We start from the raw sequence: 13,462 nt of genomic DNA on the forward strand, positions 1-13,462 counted from the left end.
CTCGATCTCTCCCCACGCCCGGTGACCTACATCGATCACCTTGGCACACGAGGAGAGACCGACACGAGATAGATCAAAAAACACCAGCTACCTAGACCTTGGAGACAAGGTCAATATCGCTGACATGGCCGCTGTGGTGATCGCCGCCGCGGTAGCTGCAGCGGCGGTCGTTGCCTGGTACAAGCTGCCTCGGGCCGCCGCCTCCGTTCCGATCAGAGCCGACGTGACGGCGGCCGCCGGGGTGCTGGCCGGCATGGTCCGCCGACAGTGGGAGGCCGAGGCGCGGCACCGATCGCTGGATGACCCCGAACCGATGCCGGTGCGCTGGCAGCTCACCAGCGACGAGGCGGTGATGAGTCACCCTCGGCTGATCAGCCAGGCGGAGTTCGCGTTCGCTGGCCGCAGCGATGACATTACCGCCCTGGCCCGCGACTTCCGGGCCCTGACTCGGAGACGACTGGTCATCACCGGCGGGCCGGGCACGGGCAAGACCACCCTGGCGGTGCAACTGCTGCTGCGCCTGCTGGCCACCCGCACGGCCGATCAAGCCGCCGCCGAGGCCGCGGAGAACAGCGAGGTGGTCCCGGTACCGGTGCTGTTGCCGGTCTCCGGCTGGAACCTTCAAGTCCATCCCCGTCTGCAGGGCTGGCTAGCCGACCGCCTGAACCAGGACTACCCGGCGCTCAACGCCCCTGAGTTCGGGCCCGGCGCGGCCGCCGCGTTGGTCGACGGTGGTCACATCCTGCCTGTCCTGGACGGTCTGGATGAGATCGGCGAACACGCCGCTGAGGTGATCGCAGCGCTGAACGCCTCCCTCAACGCCGGCGATCAGCTCATCGTGACCAGTCGCACCGCCGAGTTCGCCAGCGCCGTCACCACCGCGGGCCGTCCGCTGACCGGCGCCGCCGTCATCGTCCCGGCTCAATTGAGTCCGCAGGCCGCCGCCGACTACCTGCGCGCCTGCCTCCCCGCCCACCCCACCGTCGCCTGGCAGCAAGTCTTGGATGCGCTGGAAGCTCGCACCGTCACCGGGCTGACCGCCCTGGCCACCACACCACTCGGCCTCTGGCTCCTTCGTACGATCTACACCGTACCCGGCGCCGATCCTTCGATTCTGAGCGGACCGCTCGGCAGCAACACCGCCGCGCTACGTGCACATTTGCTGGACCGGCTCATCCCGGCTCTCATCGTTGCCCGTCCGCCCGGCACAGAGCCTGGCGACCACTTCCGGCCCCGCCACCGGCTCGACCCCGACGCCACCCGCCGCTATCTGACCTACCTGGCCCGCGCCTTCTCCCCATCCGCCACCCGCGACATCGTCTGGTGGCGGGTCACCCAGACCAGTCCACGTCTCATCCGAGGATTGACCAGAGCCACCATCGGGCTGGGGGTGGGCCTTTCCTATGGACTCGTTGGCCTTCCATGGGTGTTGGTGCCCGGTGGGGAGAACGGCGTGCTCGTTTTCGTGCTCGTTTTCGCGGGTTTGGCTGCCGGTGGCGGCTCTCTCGCGGCCAAGGACTGGTACGGCGATGTGCCGGGACATGCCAACTTCCGTCTCCGTGGACGAGTACTGAGCCTGTTCCACATTCTCCGACAAGCGTTGCTTGGCGCGATTATCGCCGGCCTTGGGGTCGGGGGCATGGCTGCCTACATTTACTCGCTCGCCACCAAGCACAGTTTCGGATCGGTGAGTGATTTGCCGTTCGCCCTGCTCGGCGGGGTCGGCATCGTAGGTACAGCTCTGGTCTGCATCGCTGAGTGGGCGGAAGTGCCTACATCCACCTCAGTCAGCACTCCGCTATCGACCTGGCGATCCGACAGAGCTCTTATCCTGGTCCGAATTTTGGCACACTCGCTGATGTCCGGGTTGATCGTCGGTATAGGCGTGGCAGTTGTCGGCGGAGTCGCTCCCGGATTGACGCTCGGGCTCGCGGCTGGGGTCACCTTTGGCCTGTTTAGCGGAATATACTACGGTGGTCATCACGCCTGGGTGATCTCCCGCATCAGCCTTGCCTGGCTGGCTGTCATGCAAAAACTCCCCGTCCGGTTCTTGAAGCTCCTCGACGATGCCCACCGACTGGGGCTGCTACGCGCTGTTGGCCCGGTCTACCAGTTCCGCCACGGTGCGCTCCACGACTACTTGGCTGCCGTGCAACTTGATCAGGATTGATAAGCGACCGACTTGCCGCAGCGGCTCCGGATTGCTGTCCCCGAGCCGCCCGCCGACTGACGCCAGCCCCGCTAGCGCCATCCTTCAATTCTCAGCGGCCTCGGCGCGACTGCCAGCAGCCTCTTCCTCTACCTCGCCGTCGCCGCCTACCACAGAGCGGGCCGTCACATCGGACGGCAGTCGGCTCATCCACAGCAGCGCCACAAAGAGCGTTGGATGAGCTGATGCCTTTCCCGCAGCAGAGGTGCGGAGAACAGTCGAAGGAGCGACCGAACCGGGTTCGGATCGTACTATCACCTTGAATGACGTTCGGTCGATCTAGTTAGACAGCCATCTAATTGATAGTGCACAGGTAGGAGCACGGCTCCGGTATCAAGTTCGGTGACGCCAGACATCCGTGTCTGACGCGCTTGCAGATGTCAGAAAGGCACGGGGGATGTCAGCGGACCTGGCAGCAGGCCATCGGAGATGTCAGTAGGCGGGTGTAAGGCAGGAGGTTCGGCCCGGGTGACGTTGGGAGCGCCCGCGTGGTCGCGGCCAACCGGGGCGATCGCTTGGAAAGATTCCTGCTCTCGCAAAACCCCGCCCGTCGCCGGGTCTTCGTCACCCGCTACATGCGCCAGGGCCTGGGCGATGAGTTCGGCGCCCGCGACGCGATGTCCGCCGCCCGCACCGCGATGACCGCGATGAAGGACATGCACCGCGCCACCACCTTCGAGGCCGGCAACGACAAGTCCATCGCGCGCCAGGAGTTCGGCACGATGGCCAAGGCCGTCGACGAGTGCATCACCAAGGTCTCCGGCATCGACAAGGTCGGCCCGCAGGTGGTCAAGCAGGAGAACACCGGCCTGCTCGCCCAGATGATCGCCGAGATGGAAGCCCGGCTCACCGAGTCGGCAGCAGGCTGACCAGGGCCGCCTCCCGAGTCCTGACAGCCGCCCCGGACACGCTTCGAATCCGACGACCAGTTAGGAGCCCATCGTGACCCCGCTCGAACGCATCCTCGCCAAGGCCCTCACCGAGGTCGTCATCCGACTGGACCTCGGCGACGACGACGCCATCACGCCCGAGGCCACGATGGAGGGCCTGGAGCCGGTGATCGCCCTCCTGCAGCGCCTCTCCGGACAAACCGGCGAGCCCTTGCCGACCTGATCAGCCAGTTCGCGCATCAGGAAACCGACCCCGAACGGCATTTGACTGTCATAGAAGCGCCTGAAACCCAGGGTCTCCTGGTCTGAGGGAAAGCACGGTGTGAGCGCGCGGCAAAAGACGGCGCCAGGCCAGCCAGCTGCCCGCGTCCTCGGGATCGTCAGGCAGGACGTCCACCAGCAGATTCGCGGCCGTCTGCCGCCAATGGTCGCGCTCAGTCCCTGGGGGCTACGCGATCACTATCAGGTTCAGCGACACGCACTCAGCTTGTTCTTTATCCTCTGGATCGTTGTGCTGAGCGGCGGGTTGATCGTTTCGCGGACAGCAAGACGGCCTTGAGTGGGTCATGTGCGGTGTCGAGTCGCTGCCGATCACTACAAGGCCGTGAAGGTGAGTCTGCTGAACGATGCCGCCTGTGTCGAGTCCTCGAGGGTGTTGTCCCGGTTCCGGAACGACGTCTACACGTGCCTTCGCGCACGGGCCGATGCGTTGTTCGAACTGACCGACGCGCTGTGTCCGCGACGACGCCCACAACGTGCCGAACGATGTCCTCAACCTGGGCGGACGTGCGGTGCACGGAATCGGTCTGCAGCTCTCTCGGCGTTGGCCGTCCGGCCTCGGGGCTTCCGCTCAGGGATGTCATTTCGCATTGAGCGCGAGCCGTACCAAGGTTCGTACCCTCTCGACCGGCATACCGGCGACATACCACGCTCTTCTAGCGTGACTTCCCGGCAAAGCAGGTAATGCACCTACTCCCGAGGAGCACCCCATGACCAGGACCCGACGATGGGCAACCGCACTGGCCAGCACCGTTCTCCCCATGACGCTCATCCCTCTGGCCGTGTCGAGCGCCTCAGCCGACCCCGTCGGGCCAATCCCGGAACGCCCTCGCTACGTCTATTCGATCAAGGTGACGAGCGTCCACAACGGCGCCGTGCTTTACAACAAGCAGCTGGCGAGCTGCTCCGCCGGGGTCGGTGGCACCTGCTCGATCTCCAAGTCGTTCTCCGTCCAGCGCACCATCCAGCTCAGCCTCGGCGTTACCCGCGGCTTCGTTGCCGGCCAGATCGGTTTCAGCAAGGCCACCACGCAAACGGTAACCGCGCAGTGCAATTCCAAGCCGTTCACCAAGCGCGGGCAGGTGTATCGGGCCTACCCGCAGGGGATCAAGAAGCGCTACAACATCATCAGGAAGACCTACGTCAAAGGCAAGCTGACAAAGACCACTACCTCCGCCGGGGTGGCCTTCAACCCCCAGGGGGTCTCCTGCTCCCTGAGCTGAGCACCTGACACAGACCGGTCTGCAGACGGGCGTGGCGCTACGCCCTCTGAAATGATCCCTCTGGCCCAGCGCCTTTGACCGTGGACGTCGTAGCTGGATGATCTCGGCGTGTCTGGCCGGGACGTGAAAGGCCGCGCAAGATCATGGAGATGTGTCGTCAACATGGGCGCGCGGCCTTGCGCCATTCTGCCTTCACGGCATCACCCGTTTAGCTGGTCGGCTGCGACCACGACGCCGTCCTGGCCGGCCTCGCCCTGCCCCACTCCTCTGGAGCCGTCGAAGGCAAGGTCTGCAAGATCTTCTAAGATGCTCAAACGACAGGTGTTTGGACGAGCTGGATTCCCCTACTCCGCAAACGAGTGCTTCTCACTCCCTGAACACCACCACGCTCCGTGATCACTTCACGGACTTTGATCCAGATCCTGAGTTCCGGCACCAGATGCCGCTGAGTTTCGGCACCAGCGGAATCTCGCCGATCTCGATGTTCGTGAGTTTGGGCGCCACCCCTCGGTGGGGGCGGGATACGTCTGTCGTCGGCCAGCGCACCGCTCACGCACGGTGACGGGTGTCGGAGGCGGGACGCGCCTTGTCTGCGGCAGATCCGCATGGGTCAGAATGTGCCGATGACGATCTCCGCTGACGACTCCGGTCCGGTCCGGATTGTGACGGCCGTTCTTCGCGACGGCGATCGGGTGTTGCTGTGTCATCGAAGCGCCGGACGCCGTTGGTATCCCGACGTGTGGGACCTGCCGGGCGGTCATGTTGAGGAGGGGGAGGATCCGAAAGAGAGCCTTGTCCGCGAGCTTCGGGAGGAGTTGGGAATCACGGCATCGGAGCCGTCCAGCCCGCCGATGCATGAGATCCGGACCGCGAGGTTCGACATGCAGATCTGGTTGGTCGACAGGTGGACCGGAACACCCGTCAACGCCGCGCCGGACGAGCACGACGCTGTGGCGTGGTTCGAGGCGTCCGACCTTGACAGCCTGCGTCTCGCCCATGAGTCGTATCTCTCGATGCTCACCGCCGTGCTCGTCACGTGACGTCGCTCCGGAAGCCAGGGGTGCGCGCCCATCGGCAGATCCGCGCACTCGCACCCGGCTCGGTTCATGATTGATTGCACGGAGGGTGAACGGGCTCCGGAGCTACCGCCGGCGCCACCGGCGCGCAAGATCCACAAGTGGTGCCGGTTCTCACGAACATCTCGGCACGCGGCGCCGCCAACGTGGCGCCGAAACATCTGGCGCCCAACCTCGCGAACGAAGCCACATAGCTGAGCGACGCAGCCCATCCGAATGCGTGAGACCTTCGGGGACAGTGCCCACATCCCGGCGATACTTGCCATCAAAATCGAGTTGGCGGTGTGTCAGGAGGCGGATTGGTGACGGCGCACCTGGCGGGGATGAGCGAACGTGAGTACTTCGCCCACGTGGCCAAGCGGTTGGGCATGTCCGTGGTGGGATCGAGGCTTACTGGGTGTTGCGCGCCATTGGTTTTACGAATTCCGCCTGTTCGGATCGGAGAGGATCACGTCGCCACCCTGATCCACAGTGAACTGAAAGCTGCCTCGCCAGCGAGGCATCTTGCGTTGGAGCCCTCGCAGTATCGCGATTGACTCTTCATCGCTGAACCCTGACGTGAACCTCCAGTCCAAGCCCGAGCCAACGACGTCGCTAACAAAGACAACCTCCGCTGCCAGCAGGACGCGGCGCCAGTCATCAATAGATAGGGCGGACTCTCTGTCGATGCGCTTCCACAGACTCCGAGTGTCGCTCGCAAGCTGCCCTGCATCGGCGAACCCCATCGCCACAGCGAACTCTTGAGTCGGTCGGGCCGGACCACCCCAATCCAGCAGCGCGGCTCGAAGAAACGCCCGCTCCCGATCGTCCAGGTCAACCGTGACAAGCCGTTGTTGATCCACCTCCGAAGACTCCCACACCTCGCCGTCCATGTGACACCCGCTCATCGGCAGAAGAGGACGACAGAACGGATCTGGCGCCCTGCATGATCGGTCAGTCAGCGGCTGCGGGCAACCAAGATCCGTAAGGCAAGCGTCATGTCGTAGTCACGATCGTGCCGTTGGACCTTGCATGGTTTCGGTCCCCGACGTGCTCAACTCCAGTGACGCCTCGTGCTCAAGCCGAGCGTCGCCTAACAACTGGGGTTGAGGGCTTCCTGGACGGTTATGACCAGCACGCGCTGCGTCATGGAGGTCCTGGTCTGAGCGGCTGGCGGGTGGCTGGTCGCTCGGCGGGGCCAGGACTGCAACCACGGCTGGCATGGGCAGGTGCGCCATATCGCTCTCCCCGACGGGTGGGAGCAGTGGGAACTGACCCGTGAAGAGGAGGCCAAGGTCATCCAGGTTCTGTTCACGCTGCTGGATGAATTCCTCACTGCCCGGGAGGCGTCGGACACCCGTGGTTCCTAGACCATCGGGCGAGACAGGGCGAGCCGACGCCGCAGCGTGTCGATCTCGATAATGATCACGGTGACCTCGTCGCCGACCTGAACCGCGTCGCCTGATACCTCTGGGGTCGAGGCGGTGAGTTCGCTGAGGTGAATCAGGCCTTCAATGCCGTCTGCCACACGGATGAAGGCACCAAAGGGCACCACTTTGGTGACCGGGCCGTGCAGGATCTGCCCCACGTGAACGCGGCGCGCGAACTGCTGGAACGGGTCCGGCTGGGTGGCGCGCAGCGATAGGCGGGCTTCGCCGTTATGGGTGTCGAAGACGAGGACTTCGCAGGTGATGTGCTCTCCCACGGAAACGACCTCGGATGGGTCCTCGAAGCGGTGCCAGGACAGCTCGGGCATGGTGATGAAGCCGACGCCGGGGAAGACGGGGTGGTCGGGCCCGTCGTCCAGATCGACAAAGACGCCGAAGCGTTCGATGGCGGCCACGGTGCCGGACAGCCGCTGTCCCGGACGCAGTGACTTCAGATGGGCCCATAGCTGGGGGTTCTCGGTCGCAGACCGCGAGAGCCGAACCTGTCGCTCGGGGAGATCAACGGCGATCACCTCGGCAGAGACCCGGCCGCCAACTTCAAGGATGTCGGCGGCCGAGCCCCCGAAGGACCCCCAGGAAAGATCGAGCGGGCCGATGACACCGACTGGAGCGGCGGCGAAAGCGTCGAGAAGCACGGTCGTTCCCGATCGCGTGATCTCTGCGACGGTCCCGGTGAGGACATCGCCGACGTTCACGGTCCTCAGGAACGCGGCGAGGGACGATTCCTCCTCCACGGTCCCCATGGCTCCAAGACTAGACAAGTTCGAGCCCTGAAGCCCCAGTGCCCAACCGACGCACATTCATGGCACTTGATCTTCGGCTGCGCACTGCCAACTTCGATGACGCGAACGCTGGTACTTCAATATCCGTCGAACTGACAGTGCCCAGGTCCGGGGCGGGTCTCACTGTCATCTTCGCTGCTTCCAGACAGAATCCCTCGGCAAGCTCTTCGTGCTGACTGCCGCACTGGCTGACCAGCTTCACGAGGGTTCGATCCCACGGCATCCAGATCCCTGAGAGGGTGTTTGCCAGCAAGCACCTGATCACGGTTCTTCGTCCCCTATAGGCTCCCTCGCGTGATCATCTGGCTGAACGGAACCTTCGGCGCAGGCAAAACAACCACCGCCGCGGAACTCGTCGAGATCGTGCCGACGGCAACGATCTTCGATGCCGAGCAAGTCGGTTTTATGTTGCGTCACGTGCAGGGCCTGCCGCGGCTGGGCGACTTCCAGCACTGGCCCCCTTGGCGAGGACTGGTAGTCCAGACGGCCACCCACCTGCTGGACTATCTCGGTGGAGTGCTCGTCATCCCCCAGACGGTCCTGATCGAGAAGTACTGGACGGAGATTCGTACTGGCCTGGGCAAGGCTGGCATTCCCCTCCGGCACTTCCTGCTGCACACCGACCGTGACACCCTTGCCCACCGCATCGAGACCGATCCTGTCGAGACCGGCGCCCGGCAGTGGCGGCTGGAGCACCTTCCGCAATACCAGAAAGCCCTTCCCTGGCTGCGGCGCGAAGCGGAGGTAGTGGACACCTCCGCTCTTCTTCCGAAACAGGTGGCCGAGGTCGTCGCGACGAAGGCGGGGATTGGAGACACCCGCACGCGTTTAGACACTTGATCTTCGGCTGGGTACTGCCAACTTCGATGACGCAAACACCGGTATTTCGAAACCCATCGAAGTGGCAGTGCCCAGGGGGAGTAGGTCTCACTGTCACTTTCGCTGCGTCCAGACACTGGACATTGATCTGGCCATCGACGAACACATCGACAACCCCATCCCGGCGGCCCTGGCGATCGCCAGCCGGATCACCAACTTCATGATCACCCCGCGGCACTATCCTCGGCGCCGCCATACCCGGCGCCTACTTCTGATCCGCCTTGACCACCCTTCACGATCTCGGCACCATGCCCGACATGAGTGTCGGCCTGATCATCGCGATGCCTCTCCGCCAGTGGGGGCTCATCGACGCATGCATGGACAACGACGCCAGCGTCGAGACAGTGGACGGCAATCGCCGGCGGGCAGACCTCGCCCGCAGCATCCGAAGGGCCGGTTGGGATCAGATCGCCCACTGGACACCCGACGTTCCCGGCTCCGGCTCGTGGCCGCCACCGGACGAGACCGTGAAACCCAAACTCACAATCGCCCAATGGCTACTCACGATCGATGTCCTCGAACGCTGGGCCCCAGCCGCTGAACGCACTGGACGTCACGATAGAGCTGCTCAAGAACGCGAACTCCGAGAACTGATCATCTCTCGGCTTCAAGCGCACGGCGTTCAGCCTCACTGAGGCCCCGCACCATGCTCGCCAACGGGAGGAACTCAAGCGATGAAGCAAGTGCCGCTCCCTGACAGGGTGGTGTTCGTTGATTGGCACGGTGTGCTTTCCTGCGACCCCTTCTGGGCGTCCATCCGAAACAACGCCCGGCATCCGCTTCACTTACAACTCGCGAAGAGCCTTGCGCCGATCTTCACCGGCGAAGGGGCCCACGCCTGGATGAAGGGTCAGGTGTCCTCCGCTCAGGTGATCGCAGGCATGGGCATCAAGCTGGACCGCCGGTTCCGCGACGACTTCCTCCAGCGCCGGCTACTGGCCGACTGCGCCCGGATGAGGGTCAACGTTCCGTTGTTCGAGATGCTCCGCGAGGTCAAGACGAGTGCCTCGATCGTCGTGGCCACCGACAACATGGACTGCTTCGCCGACACTTTCAGGCGGATACGCAAGACCCGGCGCCTGACAGGCCACCGTTCGGCGGCAACGTTGGCCGAGTGGGCCTTCGTCTGCGACGACATGATCTGTTCCAGCGACGTTGCAGCATTCAAGAGCGAAGATCCGGTCACTTTCTTCGGGCCTTGGTTGAGTCGGCACGGCATCACCTTCCACGACGCGCTGCTCATTGATGACCGAGAGGACAACTGCGCCGCCTTCCGACAGCAGGGAGGAACAGCACTGCGCTGGAGGATAGGCGCCGACGACATCACCGAGGCCGCAACCGCCCTGAGGCGATGGCTCGACGCGCCTGCCGAGTCCGAACTCCTCTGCGCTGCCGCCCGAGTGAGGAGAAACCCCACCCGGCTGGCCGATGCGAAGGTGAGAGCGACCGCTGAACGGGTCGCGGCCGGCCGCGCGGTCGCAGGCTGGGGTTATCAGCTGGTCGGCGAGCCGGTGCCGCTGGGGTAGTTGGTCAGCTTCACCGCCGGACCGCTGGTGGTCCGCGCGGTCGTGCTGCATCTGTGCTGGACCGGCGCACTGACAGTGGACCTGACCCGGCCGCTGGAGGACGCCAGCCTGGTGCAGGCCACGGTGGCGAGCAGCGGCGCAGGGGCACGGCAGTGAGCGGAGACAGCCAGGCGACCGGCCGGTGGCTGGTGATGGGCGCATGGGTGTGGTTCCACGACGAACGCCACCAGGTGGTCGGCCGGAGCGGCAGCGAGGTTCACCTGCGGTCGGCCGATGGGGCGTGGACATCCATCTACATCGCGCCCTTGATGGCGGCGCCCGGGGTTCCGTCTGGTCAGCGAGAGCTCGGCCGCGTCGGCCTCCTCTGCCGTCGACTCCGGGGCGTTGCCGGACGGCCTGCCGGAGGGCAAGGCGGCGCAAGCGGCCGTGCCGTCCAGCTGCGTCCGGGGACGCCCCGTACCCGCAGGGGGCGAGCGCAGAAGACCTGGTCAAGCCCTATGCGGGAGTTCGGGTACCTGACACGTCTCCACGTCATCCGCTACGATAATCGCCGATAACGGCAGGTTGATCATCGTTGACTGCTCGCCGCACTGTACAACCCCATCGATATGGCCGCTGACAGCGTCGGATCGCCCTGACAACCAGGCAGGATACAGGTGTCGGCACTGATCGTTCACCGAACCGAGGACTTGATGTTTCCCCTACGCACATGGAGTGGTCGCCGCCCTGGCCATTCCGGGTACAAGACTCTGAGCCTTGATGGTCTACCTGCCTGATCCGCGTCTGTGACGGGCGTTCGCTTATGGAGAGTCGCGTGGCTTCCCTCGGAGACGATGACGGATTTCGCGGAGTCGGAGAGGCGGCGGATGGCCTGGTCAAGGCCTTCGTCGCGGACGACGGGCTGCTGGAGGGACTGTCCGTTGGGGCGCGGGCCATGAGGCTCGCCCCAGAGGTCCTGGCGAGGCACGTCGTGACCGCCATACGGCAGGCGCAGGAAGACCGCCGCGGACAGCTCGCCGAGAAGAAGGCCGAGGAAGAAGCCAAAGCGGTCGCCCTGGCTGAAGCCCTGGATGCGCGGCTCGACGAGTTCGAATCCCGGCATGATCGGGAGTTCACTCAGATCACCACAGCTTTGTACGAAACGGTCCGGAAACTGGAGGGCTGATGAACGAGTTCTCACATGACGGGGCGATCATCGATGCCGAAGGTCGCCGGGCGGCGGGCCGCAATATGGGAGTGCTCGCCCGGGAGTACCGCGAACTGCGCCAGCAGTTGGACGCCATCCTGGCGAATGGTTGTGGCCTGTCCCACGAGGAGATCTGCGTTCCCTACGCGAAGTTGGCAACCAACCTGAGAGCAAAACTCGCACGGATCGCCGACGACCTGGAACACGGCGACTCCGGCCAACTCACCATGGCGGCGAACAACGACACCGCCGAGGAAGCCGGTCTGGAGTACATCAACCGAGTGAATCAAGCTCTCGGAGGCTGATCATTGGTCTTGTTCGAAGCCGGCTGGCCGAGCAAGGCTGATGAACGCCGAGATTCCGTTCGATGGCGAGGAATGACGTAAAGCGGTCGCCAGAGGGGCGAAGATGAGTGATTCGATGATTGCCCAGGGGCTTGCGATTCTGGGGCTTCCGCCGCTTACCGATACGGGTCCGCTTCGGGAGCGGCTTGCGGAGTTGCTGGGTCCGGTGAGCTCGCACGAGGGGTTTTCCGGGGGTACGGCGCAGGCCCAGCAGAGTGCGGCCGCCAATCAGGGAGTCGCCGCAGATGCCTCGAACGCCTTCGTAGAGGGCCTGATGGGCGACATCGACGAGCTCCAGCAGCGGCTCGCCGTCGCCATGAACAACATGGCCACCGCGGGGAACGCCGTCGATTGGGGCAATGCCGCCCTTGGCTTCCTGGCGGTCGCCGCGTGTACCGCCGTCTATATCGTGGCCACGAATCCCGCCATCGGAGCTCGGCTGCTGGCCAGGCTCAGGGCGCTGGCGAGCAAGGTGATGCTCAATCTTGACAAGATGAGGCAACTCGTCGGCCGGATATTCGGCGGGCTGATCAAGGAGGAAGCGCGACCGTCGAGCAGTCTGGGAGCGCAGGTCGTGCGTAGCCGGATTCCGCTGGGCAGAGCGGAGGAGGCGGTGGGGCGCGCCGGGTGGAAAGTCCAGGGCATCGAGGTTCGTATGGCCACAAGGGGAGTGTCGTCGCCTGAGGACGCGGCCTACTACGCCGGTCAACTGAACAGGGCGGGCCGCCCCCTCAACGGGGCCCGACAGCATTTGGACGACGCCCAACGCCGTGTCGACGACGCCTGGCGAAGTACGCGCATACCAGAGGAGGGGCCGCTGCCTCCAGATGTGGCCAACCTGCTAAGAACGAGAGCCGACGTCTCCGCCGTCCGGCAGCAGGAGCAGGCTCTTCAGGAGCATGTCAGCAGACGTGTCGCGGAGACCACGGAGGAACAGTGGGGGAGAATGGACCCAGAGGAGTTCCTGGCCTACTACAACGGCAGAACGCCGCCTTCCGCCTTTGGGTGACCCGCTCCGTCGTGTGCAGGACAGGGCGCATGGTACGTGGTCAGTGCAGTCGGCATGGTCCCGCACTGAGGTAAAAGGCGTTCGCGGTGGCCGGCTTGCCGAAGCCGGTCCCGCCCGGCGGGAATCGCCGATTCGGGCGTCGATCTGAGCTTCGTACCGCGCGGGCTGGGCTCGGGCCGTGCCCTTGACGGCGGAGGACGTCGACCAGTTCGAGGCCTGCAGGCCGCGCCTGGAGGCCATCGCCTACCGGCTTCCGGCTCCGCAGGGGAGGCCGGGGACGCCGTGCAGGAGACGTTCCTGGGCTGGCAGGCCGCCGATGTCGACCGCATCGTGCTGCGCTACTTCATGAACCAGCGCCGCCACGACCCCCGGGCCGGAACGCTCTGGCACGAGTGCTGCGACGACTATCACCCCACCGCGGCCAGGCGCACCCCACCACCTGCACCCGCCCGAGACCGTCGAAGACCTGGACTTGCCCGAGGCCGCGCTGCCGCTGGCCGGTGAAGGCCAATGCCCTTCGCAGACGATCACAGGCGTCCGGTCCCCCTTCCAGCGACAACGGATCGTGATTGCGGCATAGCTGGGTGAATCACCCCTCGCCGTCTGGCGTTGGGGCTTGAACCACACAGCCC

General features: G+C 64.7%; 16 protein-coding genes. 14 read left to right on the top strand and 2 right to left on the bottom strand.

The features are described 5' to 3' along the window. Positions 1-124 precede the first annotated feature (124 nt). The 5 genes from ACIBVN_RS46710 to ACIBVN_RS46730 all read left to right on the top strand — a co-directional run bounded on the left by ACIBVN_RS46710 (position 125) and on the right by ACIBVN_RS46730 (position 5,641). Entirely contained in the window at positions 125-2,170 is a 2,046-nt protein-coding gene (locus ACIBVN_RS46710) for a hypothetical protein (RefSeq protein ID WP_397146911.1), read from the top strand. Between the two features lie 554 nt (positions 2,171-2,724). After that, positions 2,725-3,078 (top strand): hypothetical protein, encoded by a 354-nt coding sequence (locus ACIBVN_RS46715; protein ID WP_397146913.1) that lies wholly within the window; start codon positions 2,725-2,727, stop codon positions 3,076-3,078. A 73-nt stretch (positions 3,079-3,151) separates the two neighbouring features. Next, positions 3,152-3,322 carry a hypothetical protein gene (locus ACIBVN_RS46720; protein WP_397146915.1) on the top strand — a complete coding sequence of 57 codons (171 nt, stop codon included), beginning with the start codon at positions 3,152-3,154 and terminating at the stop codon, positions 3,320-3,322. A gap of 817 nt (positions 3,323-4,139) precedes the next feature. After that, complete coding sequence (locus tag ACIBVN_RS46725) at positions 4,140-4,601, top strand: hypothetical protein (RefSeq protein WP_397146917.1); 462 nt, start codon at positions 4,140-4,142, stop codon at positions 4,599-4,601. A gap of 623 nt (positions 4,602-5,224) precedes the next feature. Then, the gene (locus ACIBVN_RS46730; RefSeq protein ID WP_397146919.1) at positions 5,225-5,641 is read left to right on the top strand and encodes an NUDIX domain-containing protein; all 417 of its coding nucleotides are present in this window, start codon (positions 5,225-5,227) and stop codon (positions 5,639-5,641) included. Between the two features lie 452 nt (positions 5,642-6,093). Here ACIBVN_RS46730 and ACIBVN_RS46735 read toward each other — a convergent pair whose 3' ends face one another. Continuing rightward, the gene (locus ACIBVN_RS46735; RefSeq protein ID WP_397146921.1) at positions 6,094-6,549 is read right to left on the bottom strand and encodes a hypothetical protein; all 456 of its coding nucleotides are present in this window, start codon (positions 6,547-6,549) and stop codon (positions 6,094-6,096) included. Positions 6,550-6,885: 336 nt separating this feature from the next. Here ACIBVN_RS46735 and ACIBVN_RS46740 point away from each other — a divergent pair, with 336 nt between their 5' ends. Then, positions 6,886-7,026, top strand: a complete 141-nt coding sequence (locus ACIBVN_RS46740) for a hypothetical protein (protein WP_397146923.1) — start codon at positions 6,886-6,888, stop codon at positions 7,024-7,026. Here the strand turns inward: ACIBVN_RS46740 and ACIBVN_RS46745 are convergent. Beyond that, a complete protein-coding gene (locus ACIBVN_RS46745) occupies positions 7,023-7,847 on the bottom strand; it encodes a S1 RNA-binding domain-containing protein (RefSeq protein ID WP_397146925.1) in 825 nt (274 codons plus the stop codon). The two genes, ACIBVN_RS46740 and ACIBVN_RS46745, sit on opposite strands and share 4 nt — an antisense overlap. A gap of 333 nt (positions 7,848-8,180) precedes the next feature. On the opposite strand from ACIBVN_RS46745, the gene ACIBVN_RS46750 reads away from it, so the two are divergent. The 8 genes from ACIBVN_RS46750 (at position 8,181) to ACIBVN_RS46785 (ending at position 13,334) form a co-directional block, all read left to right on the top strand. Continuing rightward, positions 8,181-8,726, top strand: coding sequence for an ATP-binding protein (locus ACIBVN_RS46750; protein WP_397146927.1), 546 nt, complete (start codon positions 8,181-8,183; stop codon positions 8,724-8,726). Between the two features lie 296 nt (positions 8,727-9,022). Next, the gene (locus ACIBVN_RS46755; RefSeq protein WP_397146929.1) at positions 9,023-9,400 is read left to right on the top strand and encodes a hypothetical protein; all 378 of its coding nucleotides are present in this window, start codon (positions 9,023-9,025) and stop codon (positions 9,398-9,400) included. Positions 9,401-9,439: 39 nt separating this feature from the next. Beyond that, the gene (locus ACIBVN_RS46760) at positions 9,440-10,291 is read left to right on the top strand and encodes a hypothetical protein (protein WP_397146931.1); all 852 of its coding nucleotides are present in this window, start codon (positions 9,440-9,442) and stop codon (positions 10,289-10,291) included. Then, positions 10,292-10,447, top strand: a complete 156-nt coding sequence (locus ACIBVN_RS46765; RefSeq protein ID WP_397146933.1) for a hypothetical protein — start codon at positions 10,292-10,294, stop codon at positions 10,445-10,447. It abuts the gene before it with no gap. A gap of 646 nt (positions 10,448-11,093) precedes the next feature. Next, entirely contained in the window at positions 11,094-11,456 is a 363-nt protein-coding gene (locus ACIBVN_RS46770) for a hypothetical protein (RefSeq protein ID WP_397146935.1), read from the top strand. Beyond that, the gene (locus ACIBVN_RS46775; protein ID WP_397146937.1) at positions 11,456-11,782 is read left to right on the top strand and encodes a hypothetical protein; all 327 of its coding nucleotides are present in this window, start codon (positions 11,456-11,458) and stop codon (positions 11,780-11,782) included. Before ACIBVN_RS46770 ends, ACIBVN_RS46775 begins: the two co-directional genes overlap by 1 nt. A gap of 103 nt (positions 11,783-11,885) precedes the next feature. Beyond that, positions 11,886-12,830, top strand: coding sequence for a hypothetical protein (locus ACIBVN_RS46780; RefSeq protein ID WP_397146939.1), 945 nt, complete (start codon positions 11,886-11,888; stop codon positions 12,828-12,830). Between the two features lie 282 nt (positions 12,831-13,112). Continuing rightward, positions 13,113-13,334, top strand: a complete 222-nt coding sequence (locus tag ACIBVN_RS46785) for a hypothetical protein (RefSeq protein WP_397146941.1) — start codon at positions 13,113-13,115, stop codon at positions 13,332-13,334. The last annotated feature ends 128 nt before the right edge of the window (positions 13,335-13,462 follow it).

This window comes from Nonomuraea sp. NPDC049400, assembly GCF_044466425.1.
Taxonomy (GTDB): Bacteria; Actinomycetota; Actinomycetes; order Streptosporangiales; family Streptosporangiaceae; genus Nonomuraea.